This window comes from Virgibacillus siamensis, from assembly GCF_900162695.1.
Classification (GTDB): Bacteria; Bacillota; Bacilli; order Bacillales; family Amphibacillaceae; genus Lentibacillus; species Lentibacillus siamensis_A.
This window is the reverse complement of sequence record NZ_FUIH01000007.1, coordinates 979,638-999,821: the sequence shown is the minus strand read 5'-3', so window position 1 is coordinate 999,821 and position 20,184 is coordinate 979,638. Positions and strand designations below refer to the sequence as shown.

The 20,184-nt window shown below is 40.5% G+C and carries 17 protein-coding genes; all 17 read right to left on the bottom strand.

What is annotated here, in order from left to right:
* Nucleotides 1–5 precede the first annotated feature (5 nt).
* On the bottom strand, nucleotides 6–434 hold the full coding sequence (locus tag B1K71_RS08740; protein WP_077326029.1) for a cell division protein SepF: 429 nt from the start codon (nucleotides 432–434) through the stop codon (nucleotides 6–8).
* A gap of 18 nt (nucleotides 435–452) precedes the next feature.
* Nucleotides 453–1,124 carry a YggS family pyridoxal phosphate-dependent enzyme gene (locus B1K71_RS08735; protein ID WP_077326027.1) on the bottom strand — a complete coding sequence of 224 codons (672 nt, stop codon included), beginning with the start codon at nucleotides 1,122–1,124 and terminating at the stop codon, nucleotides 453–455.
* 23 nt (nucleotides 1,125–1,147) lie between these two features.
* Nucleotides 1,148–1,960 (bottom strand): peptidoglycan editing factor PgeF, encoded by an 813-nt coding sequence (pgeF, locus tag B1K71_RS08730; RefSeq protein ID WP_077326025.1) that lies wholly within the window; start codon nucleotides 1,958–1,960, stop codon nucleotides 1,148–1,150.
* Nucleotides 1,961–2,011: 51 nt separating this feature from the next.
* Nucleotides 2,012–2,287: a YlmC/YmxH family sporulation protein gene (locus B1K71_RS08725; RefSeq protein WP_077330143.1), complete on the bottom strand. Its 276-nt coding sequence runs from the start codon at nucleotides 2,285–2,287 to the stop codon at nucleotides 2,012–2,014.
* A gap of 327 nt (nucleotides 2,288–2,614) precedes the next feature.
* Complete coding sequence (gene sigG / locus B1K71_RS08720; protein WP_077326023.1) at nucleotides 2,615–3,394, bottom strand: RNA polymerase sporulation sigma factor SigG; 780 nt, start codon at nucleotides 3,392–3,394, stop codon at nucleotides 2,615–2,617.
* Nucleotides 3,395–3,516: 122 nt separating this feature from the next.
* The gene (sigE, locus tag B1K71_RS08715) at nucleotides 3,517–4,236 is read right to left on the bottom strand and encodes an RNA polymerase sporulation sigma factor SigE (RefSeq protein WP_077330141.1); all 720 of its coding nucleotides are present in this window, start codon (nucleotides 4,234–4,236) and stop codon (nucleotides 3,517–3,519) included.
* Nucleotides 4,237–4,265: 29 nt separating this feature from the next.
* Nucleotides 4,266–5,186, bottom strand: coding sequence for a sigma-E processing peptidase SpoIIGA (spoIIGA, locus tag B1K71_RS08710; protein ID WP_077326021.1), 921 nt, complete (start codon nucleotides 5,184–5,186; stop codon nucleotides 4,266–4,268).
* Nucleotides 5,187–5,607: 421 nt separating this feature from the next.
* Nucleotides 5,608–6,750 carry a cell division protein FtsZ gene (gene ftsZ / locus B1K71_RS08705; protein ID WP_077326019.1) on the bottom strand — a complete coding sequence of 381 codons (1,143 nt, stop codon included), beginning with the start codon at nucleotides 6,748–6,750 and terminating at the stop codon, nucleotides 5,608–5,610.
* Between the two features lie 71 nt (nucleotides 6,751–6,821).
* Complete coding sequence (ftsA, locus tag B1K71_RS08700) at nucleotides 6,822–8,102, bottom strand: cell division protein FtsA (protein WP_077326017.1); 1,281 nt, start codon at nucleotides 8,100–8,102, stop codon at nucleotides 6,822–6,824.
* Nucleotides 8,103–8,492: 390 nt separating this feature from the next.
* The gene (locus B1K71_RS08695) at nucleotides 8,493–9,290 is read right to left on the bottom strand and encodes a cell division protein FtsQ/DivIB (RefSeq protein WP_077326015.1); all 798 of its coding nucleotides are present in this window, start codon (nucleotides 9,288–9,290) and stop codon (nucleotides 8,493–8,495) included.
* A gap of 149 nt (nucleotides 9,291–9,439) precedes the next feature.
* The gene (spoVE, locus tag B1K71_RS08690; RefSeq protein WP_077330139.1) at nucleotides 9,440–10,504 is read right to left on the bottom strand and encodes a stage V sporulation protein E; all 1,065 of its coding nucleotides are present in this window, start codon (nucleotides 10,502–10,504) and stop codon (nucleotides 9,440–9,442) included.
* A 119-nt stretch (nucleotides 10,505–10,623) separates the two neighbouring features.
* Nucleotides 10,624–11,970 (bottom strand): UDP-N-acetylmuramoyl-L-alanine--D-glutamate ligase, encoded by a 1,347-nt coding sequence (gene murD, locus B1K71_RS08685; protein WP_077326013.1) that lies wholly within the window; start codon nucleotides 11,968–11,970, stop codon nucleotides 10,624–10,626.
* Nucleotides 11,967–12,953 (bottom strand): phospho-N-acetylmuramoyl-pentapeptide-transferase, encoded by a 987-nt coding sequence (gene mraY / locus B1K71_RS08680; RefSeq protein ID WP_077326011.1) that lies wholly within the window; start codon nucleotides 12,951–12,953, stop codon nucleotides 11,967–11,969. Before mraY ends, murD begins: the two co-directional genes overlap by 4 nt.
* A gap of 35 nt (nucleotides 12,954–12,988) precedes the next feature.
* Complete coding sequence (locus B1K71_RS08675; RefSeq protein WP_077326009.1) at nucleotides 12,989–14,356, bottom strand: UDP-N-acetylmuramoyl-tripeptide--D-alanyl-D-alanine ligase; 1,368 nt, start codon at nucleotides 14,354–14,356, stop codon at nucleotides 12,989–12,991.
* Nucleotides 14,356–15,828 carry a UDP-N-acetylmuramoyl-L-alanyl-D-glutamate--2,6-diaminopimelate ligase gene (locus B1K71_RS08670; RefSeq protein WP_077326007.1) on the bottom strand — a complete coding sequence of 491 codons (1,473 nt, stop codon included), beginning with the start codon at nucleotides 15,826–15,828 and terminating at the stop codon, nucleotides 14,356–14,358. Before B1K71_RS08670 ends, B1K71_RS08675 begins: the two co-directional genes overlap by 1 nt.
* A gap of 125 nt (nucleotides 15,829–15,953) precedes the next feature.
* The gene (locus tag B1K71_RS08665; protein WP_077326005.1) at nucleotides 15,954–17,897 is read right to left on the bottom strand and encodes a stage V sporulation protein D; all 1,944 of its coding nucleotides are present in this window, start codon (nucleotides 17,895–17,897) and stop codon (nucleotides 15,954–15,956) included.
* 91 nt (nucleotides 17,898–17,988) lie between these two features.
* The gene (locus B1K71_RS08660) at nucleotides 17,989–20,181 is read right to left on the bottom strand and encodes a penicillin-binding protein (RefSeq protein ID WP_077326003.1); all 2,193 of its coding nucleotides are present in this window, start codon (nucleotides 20,179–20,181) and stop codon (nucleotides 17,989–17,991) included.
* Between the last annotated feature and the right edge of the window lie 3 nt (nucleotides 20,182–20,184).

The following is a 20,184-nucleotide window of genomic DNA, read 5'->3' as shown; positions in this document are numbered from 1 at the left end:
AAATCCTACCATCCTTTTTCAAATTCATCGTCCTCATCATACATATCCGTAATGGTTCCGGATACATCAACATTATCTGGTGAACATAAAAACGTTTGTGCACCAAGTTTTTGAATATCGCCATTTACCGCGTATACCGTACCGCTTAAAAAGTCCACAATACGTTTTGCCTGATAATGATCAACACGCTGCAGATTGAGAACAACCGCCCGTCTGTTAACAACATTATCAGCAATTTCCTGTGCTTCATCATAGTTTCTTGGTTCACACAGCACCACCTTTGATGTTGGATGCTGCATGCTGGTCAGATTCACTACATTTTGTCTTGATTGATTTTGATTCTGGTCCTGAACCGGGTATTCATCCTGTTCTTCTACATATTCATATTCGTCATCCATCGTGAAAAATGTTTTTATCTTATTTTTAATACTCATTTTTTCACCCCGCTTATTTTAAGGTCCGACCAACTCCGAACCTATCCGGATATGTGTTGCCCCTTCCTCGACAGCAATCTGATAGTCATTGCTCATTCCCATGGACAAGTATTTACAAGGGGCGTGTGGAAGATTTTCATGGTTAACATTGTCCCGCAATGATGCAAGACTTCTGAAAATGGTGCGCAAACGATCTTCATCATCCAAATGTGGTGCCATTGTCATCAAACCAATTATACGCACCTTTTCAAATCGTTCAAGATTTTGTATAAACTCCAGGACATCATCAGGCTTTATGCCGTGTTTTGTCTCTTCACCGCTAACATTAACCTGCACAAAACAATCGACAGGCTGTACTGCACGTTTATTAATTTCTTTAGCGAGTGAATGACGGTCCAATGAATGAACAGCATCCACTTTATCAATAACTTCCTTTACTTTTCTGGACTGCAGTGTTCCAATAAAGTGCCACGATGCTTCATCAGAAATAGTATTATACTTTTCCAGAAATCCCTCCAGCCGATTTTCGCCAAGATTTTTAATACCTGCGTCGATCGTTTCTCTTGTTCGTTCTATTGTAACATATTTCGTGACACCTATTATGGTTATTTCGTCGGGATTACGACCACTTTTTTGACATGCTTGTCTGATAGTATTGCGTATTTGTTCCAAATTTGCTGCTACATCCATTGGTTACAGTGCTCCTTCCCCGCTTAATTGTGTTTATAGCCTATGTACCCCAACATTCGACCGGTTTTTCCCTGATCACGCCGATGCGAAAAAAATAAGTTTTCATCGGTAAATGTGCAATAATTTGTTACATCTATATTATGCCGTAAAATCCCCTGTTGTAAAAGGATTTCAACATTTAATTGCTTTAAATCAAGTAAAAATCGATTATTTTCCCTTTCTTCAACCGTATTTTTCTGCTGGTCTAAAGGAATATGCCGGATCACTTTTTCGTCAACCTCATAATGATGTTTGGATATGCACGGGCCGATAACAGCCTGAATGTCCTTAGGATTTGCACCTGCTGATGTAAACTTCCGAATCATTTCTTTGCCAATACGATTGACTGTCCCTTTCCATCCGGCATGGGCAATTCCGATATATCCTGTGACAGGATCAAAGAAAAACAATGGAACGCAATCCGCGTAAAATGCAGTACAAAGAACCCCAGGCTCTTTTGTAATTAAACCATCAATCCCTTTTAAAGAAGCATCGTAGGAAATTGACCCTTTACCAGTATCGATATTTTCAACCACATGTACCCTCGTCTCATGTGTCTGTTCACCGGAAACCCATCGTTCCAAAGGCATTTCCAACACATCTGCAAGCTTTGTTCGATTCTCTATCACATCTTCATATTTATCCGGCACATGCAATCCTAAATTTAAGGAATGAAAAGGGGTCTTACTGCATCCGCCATTTCTTGTCGTAAATCCGACTTTTAAATCTGGATTAATCTGCTGCCATTTTTGAAGGGTCAGCGTTAACTCACTAGTTTCACGGAATGGTTCATTCATATTGGTTTCCCCCTGATGGTATACTTGTTCTATATTACCATATTTAATGTGCTATTCGAAAAATTGCTGTTCCTCAATTAGAGCAGTTATACCAGGATTACGAATAAGAATAACGTCAGAACCGATTGTCTCAATTTTATTCCATGGAATCTCCATTTCTTCAGGTTTACCGAATAAACCACCTGACTTCTTTTCTTTCATATAAATAATCAACGCGGTGACCCTCCCTGTATTGGCGTCTATTTCCAAATCGGAAATATGCCCCAGTCTGCTCCCGTCGCTGATTACGATTACTTCCTTAATTTGCAGTTCAGATAATTTTATCATATGATTCACCTGCCTTTGTACTAATATATATGCAAAAATATGACAAACAAAACTGAAAAATTTTATCACACAAAAACGCCACCAATATCCGATAAGGATTGGTGGCGCTTTTGCATTTTATCTCCTGCGGTTCAGTCCAGTTTATACGTCGCTAAACGGGCACTTCCGCTTTTATGTGATCTAGCTCCAGTGCCCAGCGACTAGTAAACTTCCTTCACCTCCGTACGATAAGGCAACATCGGCTCGCTATCGCTCACCGTGTTTTCTTTATCTCCTGCGGTTCAGTCCAGTTTATACGTCGCTAAACGGGCACTTCCGCTTTTCATATTACTCGAACATTTGCTTGTTCATTTGCTGGATGGCTGCTTTTTCCAGGCGGGAAACCTGTGCCTGGGAAATACCAATTTCATCAGCAACTTCCATTTGTGTTTTACCTTGAAAAAAACGTTTACTCAGGATCATATTTTCCCGGTCATTCAGTTTAACCATCCCCTCCTTCAGTGATAATTTGTCAACCCACATTGCATCATCGTCTGTATCATCACTAAGCTGGTCCATCACATAAATCGGATCGCCGCCATCATTATAAATTGGTTCAAACAATGATACTGGATCCTGGATAGCATCCATTGCAAACACGATATCAGAATGTGGTACACCCATCTCCTCCGCTATTTCAAGAGGTGTTGGTTCTTTTGATGTTTTATTTATTAATTTTTCCCTCACTTGCAATGCTTTATAAGCTATATCCCGTAATGATCTGGACACACGAATCGGGTTATTGTCACGCAAATACCGCCTGATTTCGCCAATGATCATCGGAACAGCATAAGTGGAAAAACGAACATTATGCCCCAAATCAAAATTATCGATTGATTTCATTAATCCGATACATCCTACTTGGAATAAATCGTCAACATATTCACCACGGTTATTAAATCGCTGAATTACACTCAAGACCAACCGCAAATTTCCGTTAACCAATTCTTCTCTAGCTGAAATATCACCCTCTTGCATTTTTTTGAACAACGTACGCATTTCATCATTTTTAAGTACTGGTAATTTTGATGTGTCTACACCGCAAATTTCTACTTTATGTCTGGTCATTATGTTCTACCCTCCCGGTTGGAGATGCTGTTCATGGACAGTATCTCCCCATAGGAGGTTTTTTATGCAGTTATGTGAGGTACAAAAACCGTCAAAAATTCATCAAATCTTACTGCAGCAAGTCATACCATTTTATTAAATTCTTTTTGCAGTCGACGGATAATTTTTTTCTCCAGACGGGAAATATATGACTGTGAAATTCCGAGCATATCCGCTACATCTTTCTGTGTTTTCTCCTCTTGACCAACTAATCCAAAACGGAGTTCCATGATCTGTTTTTCCCGTGGATTTAACTGTGACAGTGCACTTTTCAACAGTGATTTATCTACGTTGGATTCAATATCTCTCGTAATAATATCTTCATCCGTTCCAAGCACATCTGATAACAGCAGTTCGTTCCCATCCCAGTCAATATTCAGAGGTTCATCAAATGATATTTCCGATTTCAATTTGTTGTTACGCCGTAAGTACATCAGAATTTCATTTTCAATGCACCTTGACGCATAAGTTGCCAGTTTAATCTTTTTCTCGGGATTGAATGTATTCACCGCTTTGATTAGACCAATTGTTCCTATGCTGATCAAGTCTTCAATATTAATTCCGGTGTTTTCAAATTTACGCGCAATATATACAACAAGGCGCAAATTTCGTTCGATTAGCATAGCCCTGGCGGATTTATCACCTTTCGGAAGCAACTCCAAAAGTTCTCTTTCCTCTTCCTTTGACAAAGGCGGCGGCAAAGCTTCACTGCCACCAATATAATAAATTTCATCCGATTTAAATCCAAGTTTGAAAAGTAATTTATACCACCATAGTCGAATTCGAAGTTTCCATAATCTCAATTTCAAATCTAACCCGCCCCCTTTTAAATTTAAGCTGTTTCTACAATTTCTGATTTGACAATCTTTGGATGCAGCAGACAATGATAGGATTGATCCTTGGTCAGTTCCGAAAATTGAATTCCAATTAATACTTTTTGGGTTGTGATTTTTTGATTTTCATAATAAAACGTCAGATTATCAGGCTTTAATCCCATCATGAATGTTCGATTACCTTCAACTCCCTGGTATGGAATGATATTAATTCGACTTTCCCAACTTGCCGGAAGTTTTTCAAAATTAAGTTCAGAATGTGCTTCATAAATTGATTCCCATTCGCCTTCTGTAAACCATTGTTTCAAAAAATACTGATCACAAATAATAACCGGCTTTTTACTCACCGGATCCATCAATTGGTTTCCGCTATCGATATAGCCGGTTGTTGAAAAACATTTGCTGCCAATTTGAACACGTACCGGACAAAGCTGATCATAACGGATCTTTTCTTCACCATGCCTGTCCATCCTCGCTTTCGTGAAGATCCACACAAGCGGAAATCCAATGACAATAAATAACCAGCTGACCGGATCCCCATACCCGCTGTTGAACGTGAGTATACCATTTGGCGACACGCCAATCGGATTTTGAAGTAAAAAATGTACTGCCAGCAATCCACCCCCTATAGCAAAAGTAGTGAAGTAAAACAGGAGAAGCAATTTCAACAATCGGTACACCGAACGGATTTTAAACGTACATAAAATAATCAAAATGGAGTACAACAGCTTTCCTGCAACCGTGTTAATAAACGTATCCGGATAGTAGATTGATAGTGGAACCAACAATGAAGCGATAAAAGCACCAAGGACGATTCGGATTTTACGTGTGCCGTCTTTTGCAAGGGCCAGTGTGAGCATAAGAAGCATCATGTCCAGGCAAAAATTCAACAGCCAGACGGCATCCAAATAAATGGTCACCTCACACTTCCTTCCTTTAGAAAACTTGGTTTATCACTGGAACGCCTCTTATGATAGCGCTTCCGGATTTTTGAGCTTTCCAAGTTTTTGAAAGCCCTATGCTTCGGATGAAAGTCTTCGTTGCAAAGTGCAGAAAGAAAGATTCCATCCTTTCCCATCTGCTAAAAACTACCTTAACAGGAGTATAGACGACTCTATCAGCAAAGTCTGTCACTTCTTGTATGCATAATAGGACTAATTTTAACTATTTATTGAGTACTTTGTCGGGTAGTAATAAGGAAGGTTTTTCCAAAAAACGCCTGGATCTTCTAATCCAAGTGTATAAGTGAAACATTACTTTAAGAAACTTCTGGGATATAGAGCAATGGCATTAAAAAAAGCAGCCAGAATCAATCTGACCGCTTTATTATTAAGTTGTTCATTAACGATTACGGTTACGGTTGCGCAGAAAGGTTGGAATATCCAATGTATCGTCTTCCTGGTTTTGACGGGGCTGCTGGTTCTGGCTTGGTTCCCGTTCCCTTGTAAATTCATCATTTGGACGAGTTGCTGCAGCCTGTTGCTTTTGACTAAGTCCCGGACGCTGATTGGATACCTTTTCGTTCCGTTTATTTTCATCGAAACCAGTTGCAATTACGGTAACAATAATTTCATCCTTCAGATTTTCGTTAATAACTGAACCAAAGATGACGTTGACCTCGTTATCAGCGGCGGATGTTACTAAATCTGCTGCCTCCTGTACTTCATAAAGGCTTAAGTTCGTGCCGCCGGTAATATTCATTAGAATACCGTGTGCACCATCAACATCTGTTTCAAGCAATGGTGAGGAAATCGCCTTTTTGGCAGCTTCTGTGGCACGGTTTTCACCAGTTGCAACACCGATTCCCATTAATGCTGACCCTTTATCGAACATAATAGTTTTCACGTCCGCAAAATCCACATTAATCAGACCCGGTTTTGCAATCAAGTCGGAAATACCCTGAACACCTTGACGAAGTACGTTATCTGCTTCACGGAAAGCCTCCAGCATAGGAGTATTTTTATCAACAATCTCCAGCAGACGATCATTCGGTATAACAATAAGCGTATCCACACTGTTTTTTAATGCTTCAATACCTGATCCAGCCTGTGTGGATCTTCTTTTGCCTTCAAAGGTAAACGGACGTGTAACAACACCGACTGTCAATGCGCCAAGTTCTTTTGCAATAGAAGCAATAACCGGTGCAGCACCTGTACCGGTTCCGCCACCCATTCCGGCTGTTACGAAAATCATATCGGCACCTTGCAATGCCTCTTCCAATTGCTCTTTATTTTCTTCTGCTGCCTTTTTGCCGACCTCCGGGTTTGCACCGGCTCCAAGTCCACGGGTCAATTTACCGCCGACTTGTATTTTGGTCTCGGCCTTGGACAGATTTAGTGCTTGGGCATCTGTATTAACCGCAATAAATTCAACACCTTCCACACCATGTTCAATCATGCGGTTAACGGCGTTGCTTCCGCCGCCCCCAACACCAATTACTTTTATTGTTGCCAGTTGATCCATATTTGTATCAAACTCTAACATAGTTCGTTCCTCCTAATATGCAAAATTACTAGAGTTCCAGAAGCTAATGATATCCGGGAAATTCATTCATATTAATCAAAGAAATACTTAAATATATTAGCTAATCCAGATTCCTTTTTCTCCTTATTCTTAGGTTCCTCGGGATTTGAATTCTTTTTCGTCCGCTTTGGCTTTGTTTCCTGCTGATTTACCAGTACAGATGGAAATAACTCTTTTCCTTGTATTTTCGCATTACGATAAGCAAATTGCAAGATTCCCACTCCTGCAGTAAATTGTGGTTCTCTGACACCTATGTAATCTGGTATTGCGATGCGAATATTCATCTGAAAACAATCCTGCGCAAGTTCGAGCACTCCGGGCATTTTAGCAGTACCGCCAGTCAAAACATATCCTCCCGGCAACTGCTGGTATCCCATCCGGCGTATTTCCCGTTCAGCATGCGCGTAAATTTCTTCCAACCTGGCTTCTATCATATCAGCAATCTGAAGTTGGTTATACGTCTGTGTTGTGTTGCTGCCTATAATAGAGACCTCAAAAGTTTCATCCTCCTGAGCATCGTCGAAGAAGGCATGTCCATAATTCAGTTTTAGATCTTCCGCTTCTTCAGTAGATGTTCTGAGTCCAATGGATAAATCCTTTGTAATGTTGTCCCCGCCCAGTGGTACTACACTGGTTGCTGCAAGGTGATCATTTTCAAATACCGAAACAGTTGTACATCCACCACCGATATCGATGAGTGTTACACCAAGGTTTTTCTCATCCTTGGACAATGCAATGCTTCCCGCTGCCAGTGGCTGAAGACAAATATCGGAAATTTGCAGGTTTGCCCGCTCCACACATTTTAAAATATTGTGAAGTACGGTTTTGGAACAGGTTATGATTGTCCCTTCCATTTCTAGCCTGACACCTATCATTCCCCGCGGGTCCGTAATTTCATCCAGACCATCAACAATAAATTGTTTCGGGATGACATCAATAATTTCACGTTCAGGTGGTATGGAGACAACTTGCGCCCCATCAATGACCCGCGTAATATCTTCATCACCGATTTCACGGTTCTCGCTTTGAACAGCAACTACTCCATGGCATGGCTGAAGTTGAACATGATTGCCGTTAATTCCAACAACAACACTGTCAATTTGCATACCAACCATTCGTTCAGCTTGTTCAACTGCATTCCTGATTGAATGAACTGTTTGATCAATATCGACAACCGCGCCTTTTTTCATGCCATTGGATTTTGCGGTTCCCACTCCAATAATATTCAGGGAATCTTCTAATACTTCTCCTATTATTACTTTGATTTTTGATGTACCTACGTCAAGACTCACTAGTACTTCACTGTTGTTCAAAAGAAAGGCACCTCCAGTTTCAGAAGCATTCGGCAAACCTATCCGCCGAATGTACTCTCATATTCTATTCTTCTACTAATGTATTGCTATAATCCACTATTTTAAAGGAATATACGTAAAAAGGGAACTTATATAAAGTAATTCTCTAAAAATCATAAAAATCCTTTAATTATTTTATGATTTTATGACCTAATTTAAAAAAATACCCGAAATAGTTTTCCAATAAACATTGCATCTTAAAAACGCTTGAATGTCATTGATAGTGAAATTATTTTTACACACTACACGTTTCGTTAACATGTATTCATATATGACTTTCCAAACACGAGAAATCTACCGTTTTCAGCGGTATTTTCATAGAGTTCATTCTATTTGGAAATAATTGTAACTTTATTCGGTTGATTCTTCGGATTGCTGTTTCTCATCAAATTGTCCATCAGTTTTTTTGAATGCTTCAAAATAGGCACCCACTCCTAAATGGACGATACCCTTTTTCCCTGGTTGAATTTGGGAAACGATGGACGGATAAGATTTCATTTTTTCAGCAAATTCCCGGATTGTTCCATCCACAATATATCCATCATTCATGTACAAAAGTATCTTATTTTGGTTGTCATCAGTTGGTTTCCAATGAATTTCCGAAATCAGTTTCAATATACTGTCCGGCAATTTATTCAATTGATTTGCCATATTTTTCAAATACTTTTCATTTGAAAAATCAAGCATGATTGGTGCATCACCATTAGCTGTTTCTTTCTTTAAGTCTGCTAAAATACTGCCGTTTCCAAGAACCGGAAAATAATTTCCGTTCTTTTTTATGTACCCGACATAATCATACTCAGAGACTTGAATCTTAATTGTCCAGGGGAAATCCTTACTGACATCGACCGATTTAACGATTGGATTCTTCCCTACTGTCCGGACAACATCTTCCTCATTGATCATCCATATATTTGTATCATCGGATATACCGCTCAGTTCCTTGATTTGTTTGTCAGAGGTATAACTGTTGCCATCTACCTCGATTGTCTTCACATGGCTTAGCGGCGACTGAAGATAGACAATGATGGATATGAGGATAAAAAAGACCGATAGATAGAATATTAATCTGCGGTTCGCTTTCTTTTTCCGCTCCTGCTTTAATCTTGGGATTCGATCCTCAATCGATACTATTTTTTTCTTTGCCATCCATGTCTTCCTTTGTCAAAAAATTAAAGTGACACCATACAATGCCACTTCACTAGTGTTACATGAATTATATCATATATTCAAATCAAATACGTAGTAAACTTTACCCAGATTGACAGCAGTTTTAACCAAATTTGGAAGACACTTCGTTATATTCTGGAATACTTGCTGATATTCAATAATATGCCCACTGAACACATTGTTAATGTCAGGGATGATCCCCCATAACTTAAGAATGGCAGTGTTATGCCGGTAACAGGGATCAGACCAATGACAACACTGACATTTATCATAACCTGAATGGTAATCATTGAAACGATTCCAAGTGCCAAAAACCGGCCAAATGGATCTGGTGCCTCTATTCCAATCCGGACCCCGCGCCAAAACAAAAGTACAAATAATACAATTAAGGCGGTACCGCCAATAAAGCCCAATTCCTCACCGAGAATGGCAAATATAAAATCTGTCTGCGGCTCAGGCAGATAAAAGTATTTTTGCAAACTGTTTCCAAGTCCAACCCCCATTAATCCCCCAGGTCCCAGAGCATATAAGGACTGGATAATTTGGAATCCATCACCAAGGGGGTCTTCCCATGGATTTAAAAATGCAGTTATCCTGCTAATACGATATGGGGCAGATATAATCAGGTATAAAAACCCCGCCACCCCGATTGACGCAATACCAAAAAAATGGGATAGCTTTGCTCCGGCTACAAAGATCATCATCATACAGGTCAATATTAAAACAACCCCTGTTCCAAGGTCGGGCTGCAGCATAATCAAGCCAAATGCCGTGAATACAAGAATTATAGACGGCAGAAATCCGTTTTTAAATGAGGTAATGTACTTCTGGTTAACAGACAGAAAAACGGATAAATAGATGATCAGACCAAGTTTCATGAATTCGGAAGGCTGAATACTGAATGCTCCGATCCCTATCCAACTCTGCGCACCATTCCGTTCCATCCCAACCCCCGGAATCAATACGGCAAGAAGCAGGATAAAACAAACAAGCAATAATATTTTACTGTATTTTTTCCATGTACCATAAGGAATCGACATAATGAAAAACATCGCAGCAATTCCCACCACACTAAAAAGCAATTGACGTTTTAAATAAAAGAAGGAATCCCCAAAATTATATTCCGCCTGGACATAAGAAGCACTGTAAATCATGACACTTCCTATGGTAAGCAGAGCAATGATAATGAGCATTAATGCAAAGTCCGGTTTCCTTTCGAATGTGAACAGTCTTTTTATCAAAAAAACACCCCTTTTTCCAATTTCATCGGAACAGGGGCATTCTTTTCAATATTCTATTAAACAAGCCCCTACTATAATGTATGCACAGCTTGTATAAACATGTCTCCTCTTTCTTCAAAGGAGCGGTATTGATCCCAACTTGCACAGGCAGGGGACATTAAAATGACATCCCCCTCTTCGGAATGGTCAAATGCATAGGTGACTGCTTCATTCATTGTTTCTGCGCGCTGTATAAAATCGATATTGGCCTGATTTGCCAGTTTCTCCAATTTTTCAGTGGTTTCACCAAACAGAATCATACCTTTTACATGGTTCAAATATGGTAATAAATCATCAAATTCATTTCCCCGGTCAAGACCGCCTGCCAGTAAAATAACCGGTTGTTGAAAAGAAGCCAGCGCCTTTTGTGTTGCCAGAATATTGGTCGCCTTTGAATCATTGTAAAATAATCGGCCGGCAACATTTTCGACATACTGTGTGCGATGTTTAACACCAGAAAAAGTCGTCAGTACTTCCCGTATTCCTTTAGTGGTCGCTCCGCTTAATTTTGCAGCACAAACTGCAGCAAGAATATTCTGCAGGTTATGACTGCCAACCAGCACGATTTCACTGCGGCTAATGATTTTTTCCGACCCGTAATAAATATTGTTGTCATCAATCCATGCACCATCATTAAGTTGCTTTTCCATCGAAAATGGTATTTTATAGGACGATGCTTGTAATACTGCTTCACTGACGACGGGATCATCCGCATTGAAAACAAGGTTATCATCTTTTGATTGATTGGCGAAAATATTACATTTCGCTTTTTTGTAGTTCTCAAAGGTCTTATGATAATCCAAATGTGCTTCAAAGATGTTCAAAAGAACAGCAATTTTCGGTTTAAATGTCTGTACACCCATTAACTGAAACGAAGATAACTCCAGAACCATCTTTTCACTCTCTTTAAGTGTCTGGGCGACTTCGGAAGCAACGTAGCCAATATTTCCTGCAACCTGTACCGGCTGATTGCTTTCCCTGAGCATTTCTGTAATTAGCGTGGTTGTTGTTGTTTTTCCATTCGAACCGGTTATACCGATAATTGAACTTTCCACCAAATTACCAGCGATTTCAATTTCAGTAATAATAGGGATACCACGATTGGCTGCCTCTGTAAGCAATGGGTTCTCATAAGGAATTCCGGGGTTTTTGACAATAATATCAATATCATCCAATACAGAAAGCGGATGGAAACCGGTTATTACTTCTGCTCCCATTGACTCAAGCTCGCTGACTGCTTCTTCATTTCCACTGCTTTGTTTGTCGTTCACCCGAACCTTTATGCCATTTTGTAACAGCAGTCTTGCTGCTGCAGTTCCACTTTTTGCCAGCCCCAATACAAGGGCATGTGCGTAAGGGAAGTTCGTTAATTTCTTCAAGTTAACCACACCTCTATATAAATACCTAAGGCTGCAAAGATTAATCCTACGAGCCAAAAAGTTGTTACTACCCGCCACTCAGACCATCCCATCAATTCATAATGGTGGTGCAGCGGGCTCATTTTGAATACCCTTTTACCAGTTAACTTAAACGAGACTACCTGAATGATGACAGAAAGTGTTTCAATTACAAATACGCCACCGATGATAATAAGAATAATTTCCAGTTTCGTCAAGATTGCTATTGCAGCGATTGCTCCCCCAAGTGCGAGTGAACCGGTGTCTCCCATAAACACTTTGGCCGGGTGGGCATTGAACACTAAAAAGCCGAGCAAGGCACCTACAACAGCCAAAGCAAAAATTGTGATTTCTGCCTGAGGTGTTCCATACCATGCCAGTATTGCAAATGCACCAAATGCTATCGCAGCTGTTCCTGCAAGTAATCCATCAAGTCCATCAGTAAGATTGACAGCATTAGATGCACCAACAAGCATAAAAATAATCAGCAGTGCATAGCCCCAACCAAGTTCCAGTTGAATGGAAGTACCAGGGATTTGCACATACGTCCCAAAATCGTTATATTGCAAAATAAAGTAAAATACAAGTGCTATGATAAGCTGACCAACCATTTTTTGCCGTGAAGTCAACCCCAGATTTCGTTTCATGGCTACCTTGATAAAATCATCCAAAAATCCGAGCAACCCATAGCCGACAAGAACAAATATCAGCAGCCAAAGCTCATAGCCAATGGAGCTGTCACTGAATTTGCCAACCATAATCAAAGCTGTTGCAATAACACTGATTACAATCATCGTACCACCCATAGTAGGTGTTCCTGTTTTTTTCAAATGTGACTGTGGTCCTTCTTCCCTGATACTCTGTCCAAACTTTAGGCGACGCAGGAAAGGAATGAATATCGGTGATAAAAGGACGGTTATTAAAAATGCTATCGCTATTGTCATAAGTAATATATATATGTTCATTGTTTCTCCTCCTCTTGCAGCAACCGTCCATATTTTTACTTAGAGTGAACTATCTCTTCAACAAACCACTCGAATTGCATCATACGGGAGGCTTTAAACAATATCAGTGTATCTTGCCTCAGATATTCCCCTAATGCCTCCAGCAGTACCTCTTTCGATTTATAATGCCTGCAGATAATTGATGGGTTATTTTGCTTGGTTTCCTGTGTAATACGCTCTGCCTGTTCTCCTAAAGTAAAAACTGCCGTAATGGAATTGTCAATCACATTTGCTATGGATTGATGAAATAATTCAGACTGCTCTCCCAACTCCAGTATATCCCCAAGAACCAAGACCTTTTGATCAAATCCATCCATTTGCTTAACTACAGTAATAGCTGCCTTTGTGGATGTTGGTGAAGCATTATATGCATCGTTTATAACCGAAACACCATTTGTTCCCTGTAATAATTCGAAACGCATAGAAGTATGCTCAAGTGTTGATAATGCATCATTCATATCGGTTGCTGAAACTCCCATTTTTCCAGCTATTGTGATGGCAAATGTTGCATTCAACGCATGATGCCCCCCCATAAGCGGAATTGCATATTGTTCCCCGTTGGAAAGTGTGAAGTGTGTTCGTTTTTGCCCCAGGTTCACATGTTTTATTATTACATCATTGTGTGCATCAAATCCGCATGTTATAACATTGTTCCGGGAGTGCATCTGCTTAAGAAGCAGCTCATCACCATCCAAAATGAGGCAGCCATCTTCATTCATTCCTTTGATAATCTCAAGCTTAGCTGTTGCGATACCCTCTCGTGAACCAAGGTATTCAATATGTGATTCACCGATGTTTGTAATAATGGCATAATCCGGTTTAATAATGTTGGAAAGCACTTCGATTTCACCAAAATGGTTCATTCCCATTTCTGCAACAAGCACCTGCGTATCACGCGGCATGGATAAAATCGTTAACGGGACCCCAATATGATTATTCAAATTACCTTCCGTATTATGGGTCCGGAATGATTTTTTCAACACAGCTGCCATCAGATCTTTTGTTGTTGTTTTTCCATTCGATCCTGTAATTCCAATTACTGTCGGATCCACCACATCACGATATGCTGAAGCAAGCTGTTGAAGTGCAACTAGTGTGTTATCCACAAAATAAATGGGGAAATCAGTAGGCAAAAACCCTGGCAGCTCTTTTCCCTTTTCCCACAGTGTACCCACAGCTCCATTATTAAAGGCTTGATTAATAAAATCATGGCCATCGAATGTTTCACCGCTAATTGGAATAAATAACGCTTTATTTGTATTTTTTCGGCTGTCGGTAACTACCTCTTTTATCGGCAATGGTTCCTTGAAAGCTCCCTGACAGTCCTTAAAAATCGTCGACAGCCACTCGGTGGTAAACAACATCACAAATTCTCCTTTGCATCGATTGCCTGTTTCGCTTCTTCCCTGTCATCAAAATCGTGACGTACACCGTCGATTTCCTGGTATGTTTCATGTCCCTTTCCGGCAATCAGAACAATATCATCCGTATCAGCCTGTTTCACTGCTGTGGTGATTGCATCTTTCCGGCTTTCGATCACTTCATAATGTGTCCCTTTAAGTCCTTCCGTCATATCATCCAGTATTGCTGAAGGATTTTCGGTACGCGGATTATCAGAAGTAAACACAACATGATCTGCATAGTTCATTGCTATATCCGCCATTAATGGACGTTTCGTCTTATCCCTGTCTCCCCCGCAGCCGACAACGACATATACCTTTTTCTTTGCAAATCCTTTAATCGTTTCCAGTACATTTTCAAGAGAATCAGGCGTATGTGCATAATCAACAATTACCGCGAAGTCATGATCTCCTTCGACCGGTTGGAACCGGCCGCTAACCCCTTTCACTTGTTCAAGTGCATCTTTAATGGCCGAAAGTGGTACATTCGCTGCTATAGCTGCAGCACTTGCTGCAAGCATATTATAGATATTAAACTTGCCAACCAGTTTACTGTTGACCTGAACAGAGCCAACAGGAGTCACTAATTTGAACGATGTTTTGGTCACTTCCAAGTTAATATCTTCAGCCATCACCTGTGCGTCCTTCTCACAGCCATATGTAATCACTTGTTGTGCGGTACTGCGGATGAGTATATCTGAATGCGGATCATCGAGATTGATTACTGCATATTTCTTCTTCCCATTACCATAGCCGTTGCCAAGTTGTGCGAACAACAGGCTTTTTGCATGCAAATATTCCTCCATACTATGGTGATAATCAAGGTGATCCTGTGAAATATTCGTAAACACCGCTACATCAAAATCACACCCATGCACCCTGCCAAGATCCAATGCGTGCGAAGATACTTCCATAATTCCCTGATCAATCTGTTCATCTCGCATTTGTTTAAATGTCCGCTGCAAAAATAATGCATCAGGTGTTGTATTTTTTACCGGATATACAGCTTCACCGATTTTCATCTGAATCGTGCCAATCAATCCGGTCTTCCGGTTAAACTGATTAAATATGGATTCCAGTAAATAGGTAACGGTTGTTTTTCCGTTTGTTCCTGTAACGCCAATCAGCGGAAAATGTTTAGTCGGGTAATCGTAAAACTTACCAGCAATCATCGCCATTGCCCTTGAAGTGCTGGCAACCTTCACAACGGGAATAGATACTGCAAGCTCTTTTTCCGCAAGAATTGCACTTGCACCGTTTTGAACAGCCTGTTCTGCGAAATCATGGCCATCAACTGTGAAACCATCGATACAAATAAACAGATCACCTGCCTGCACCTCGCGTGAGTCCATTTCTATATCTCTGATTTCCACGTCTTCAATAGGCGCATTTGTTTCATAAAAAGCAAGCTCAGAAAGTAATTCTGATAATTTCATGTAAAACATCCTATCATTTTATATTTTCCACTTTATATTCATTTCGGTTTTAAACAATTTTTAAGAGGGCAGGAACACCCTCTTTTTTAAAAATTTACTTCAACACCTGTTTATTATAGCAAATATCAATCCGAATCACGATTTTTTTTGTCAGATAAATATATTCGGATTTTATCGCCTTTTTCCACCTTCGTTCCAGCCGATGGTTCCTGATCAATTATATACTTGCCATCTCCACTCGCTTTAATGGAGAGATTCGTCAAATATTTTCGGAGGTCGCTTTTTTGAAGACCAACAAGATCAGGGACTTCAACTTTTGGCTGATCCGTCCATTTGAGTTTTTTCTTCATGCCATCTTTACTCGGCGCCACGCCCATTGCCCGCAAGCTGTCACCAATAATGGAACCAACGATAGGCGCTGATACCACCCCACCGAACGCTACTGTGTTTTTTGGATTATCAATGGCAACATATACGACAATTTCCGGGTCATCAGCAGGCGCAAATCCGATAAAAGAAACAATGTAATTATTCTTCATATACCGTCCATCGGGTCCGACTTTTTGCGCAGTACCGGTTTTCCCTCCAACCCGGTATCCTTCCACAAATGCTGGACGCCCCGTTCCTTTAGCTACAACACTTTCAAGTGCATACCTGATTTTCTTGGAGGTGGAAGCAGAAATAACAGTTTCCTTTAGTTCCGGTTTAATCGTCTTAACCGTATTTCCTGTTTCCGGTTCAATCCATTTTTTCGCGATAAACGGCTCATATAATTTCCCGCCATTTACCGCAGCAGCGACAGCCATAACCTGTTGAATCGGCGTTACAGAAACACCTTGTCCGAACGAAGTCGTTGCTAATTCAACCGGACCTATTTTATCCGGATCAAAGAGGATTCCGTTACCCTCTCCTTTCAGATCTATACCAGTTTTACGACCGAAACCAAAATCTCTGATATAAGAAAACAGTTTTTCTTCTCCGAGTTTCATCCCTAAATTAACGAATCCCGGGTTACAAGAGTTTTGAACAACCTCCAGGTAGGATTGATGACCATGACCACCGCTTTTCCAACAGTGAAGCTTTGTTCCGCTGACACTGATATCGCCATCGTCATTGTAGCTGTCATGCTTCAAGTCTACCGTGCCTTCTTCAAGCGCCGCTGCCAATGTAATAATCTTAAAGGTGGAGCCCGGCTCATATGTGCTCCAAATTGGCAGATTCCGATTATATATTTTCGGATCAACATGTTGATAGTTTTCCGGTTTGAAATTAGGCCGTGATGACATAGCAAGTACTCCGCCCGTATCAGGGTCTACTGCTATCGCAAGTGCGCCATCCGGATTGAATTTGGCTACCGCCTGATCCAGTTCCCGCTCCATGATGGTTTGAACCTTTAAATTGATCGTAGTTTTCAAATTTAATCCATCTTCGGGCGGTTTATATTCATCTGCAATCTGTTCCAGTTTCATCCCCTTGGCATCTGAATAGAATGATAGACTGCCTTCGTCCCCGTTAAGTTTATCATTATAGTAGAGTTCAAGCCCCATTAATCCCTGGTTATCAATTCCGGCAAAACCAAGTACATGGGATAAGTAATCCCCATACGGATAATGACGCTTCGAATCTTCCGCCAAATAAACACCATCCAAATTAAGTGTTCTGAATGCCTTTTCCTGTTCCTCGGAAATTTTCCTTCCCGCCGGATGGATCCTTGCATAGACAGCATTTTTCGTAACGTACTCATATGCCTTTTTTTCTGTAATACCTAATATGTTGGCGATTTTTCCGGCTGCTTTTTGCGGATTTTTAATTTGTTTCGGAACAACAATAACAGATGGTGCGGATACATTTTCAGCAAGCACTTCACCATTCCTGTCCAAAATCTTCCCGCGTTCAGGCTCAAATGTAATATCCCTGCTCCAGGATTCATCCGCTTTTTTCATCAGTTCATCACCAATGATAAATTGAACATAGCCCAGCCGGACATCAATAATTGTAAAAAGCAGTATACCAGCAAGAAAAACAGTAACTATTCGTTTTCGTACCGTTACAGCAGATACGCGTTTCATACTCCATCCCCTTTTCATAGGCAGGCTTGTATCCACTATATGAGTATGAAAATCCGAATAGAACACTGTTTCTCTTGTTAATGGTATTCAGTTAATTACGTTCCTGTTTCTTTTTATTTTCTTTTTTCTGATTGTCCTCAGCATTTGGCGGTTTAAATTCCACACCCAAATATGCATCCTCTTTCAAGGTGGTACCCTCTTTTATACTTTGTTTCACTGCATATCCATGACCCATGGTTTCCACTTTCAAATGCAACAGATCTGCAAGCTGCAGAACATCCCTGGCTGACCATCCAGTAATATCCGGCATGGTTGGATTATCCGTTACCAGAATTAGTCTGTCGCCTGGAAGCAGTTTCGCACCTTTTTCCGAGGAGGCCGCCCTAATGGTTTCTCCGCTTCCAAGAACTGTTACATCCAGTCCTTGTTTTGTAAGACTTTCTTTCTTATCAACCACGGACTCGCCCTCAAGCTGTGGAATTTCCACTGCATGCACCGGTTCTGTGTTTTCTTTATCCGGATTGATATTTAAGTAATGTAAGCTGTGTTCCATCACATTTTTAAAGATAAATGCCACCGGCTCGGAACCAAGTTCATACGGTTCAAGTTCCGGCTTTTTCACAGATACATACATCATTAATTGCGGATTATCTTTAGGAGCAGCGCCCAAAAAGGAATAAATATAATTTCCATGGCCAATCAAATATTTGCCGTTTTTGGAAATCTGTGATGTACCAGTTTTTCCCGCAACTGTGAAATCTTTCAGTTTAAATTCCTGACCGGTACCATATTTTTTCGAAACAACCGATTCCATTAAGTTCATAACGTGGTCGGCGGTTTCTTCAGATATCGGCTGACCAACAATTTCCGGTGATTTCTTGCTAACCACCTTATGTGTATCAGGATCAACCACTTTAGAAATTACGTATGGTTTCATCATTTTACCGTCATTGGCAATGGCTGTCGCAGCCTTCATCAATTGAATTGGGGTAACTGTAGTGCCTTGTCCAAATGAAGTTGTCAATTTTTCACTTGGCCAGTTATATAAAATCTCCCCTTTTTGCTCACGCGGCAAATCAATACCCGTTTTTTCATCAAAGTCAAATGCTTTTAAATAATCAAGGAATTTTTCGGTCCCTATTTTCTCCCAGACCAATTTGGCAGCAGCAACGTTAGATGAGCGTGCAAAACCTTCATCATATGTGATAGGCCCCCATCCTTTGCCCCCATTATGATCATGTACAGGCGTTACACGGTCACTGACCTGATAGGTTCCGGATTTATATAATTCGTTCCCATTATAAACCCCTTCCTCAATAGCTGAAGCCCATGTGAACATTTTCATCGTTGAACCGGGCTCAATCGGTGTTGAGACTGCATCGTTATACCAGTTTTTGACTTCGTGGTTTATCTTATTCGGGTTGTAGCTTGGTCGGTTGCTCATTGCCAGAACTTCACCGGTATGCGGATCCATTACAATAGCAGACATACGTTTCGGCTCATATTTCTTTTGCATTTGTGACATAACGTCTTCAAGAAGCGTCTGTATTTTCTGGTCAATCGTTAAATAAACGTTATTTCCATCTTCCGGCTTTTTGATAACCTCATCCGCATCAAGCAGTTTCCAGCCTTGTTTATCCCGTTTATATGAAATATAGCCATCCTTGCCGCTCAATACATCATTCATCTGATTTTCAATTCCGTAATCACCTATTATCTTCCCATTCTCACGATGAGCAAGACCGATAATACGTGAAGCAAACATTCCATTTGGATAGTAACGAAGCGATTCCTTTTCAAACCCAATGCCCGGAATATCAAGTTTTTCTATTTTTTTCTTCGTATCCAGTGACAATTCGCTTCCGGCACGGCCGAATTCAACCTGAAACCGGTCGTTATTAATCCCTTTTTCTAGTCGCTCCAAAATATAACTTTCTTTAACATGCAATAAAGGAGCCAGCATTTCCGCAGTTTTTTCCGGATTTTTTACATGCATTGGCTCCTTAGGGTTTTCCGTATACGTTTCATCCACAATTGCATGGATTCTAAATGTTGGACGATCGTATGCCAACGTCATCCCATTCTTACCAAATATTTTACCTCGCTCTGAATCAAGGGTGTAAGATGTTGTCCGTTTCTTGTCCGCCCATTCCTCCAATGAGATATTGTTGATTTCGGCTGTTGCCTGAATGTATAAAAATCTTCCGACCAGCACTAAAAATATTCCGGCAAACAACAGAATCAGAATACCCGACATGAAATGGGTGGTTTTATTTTTTCTCATATA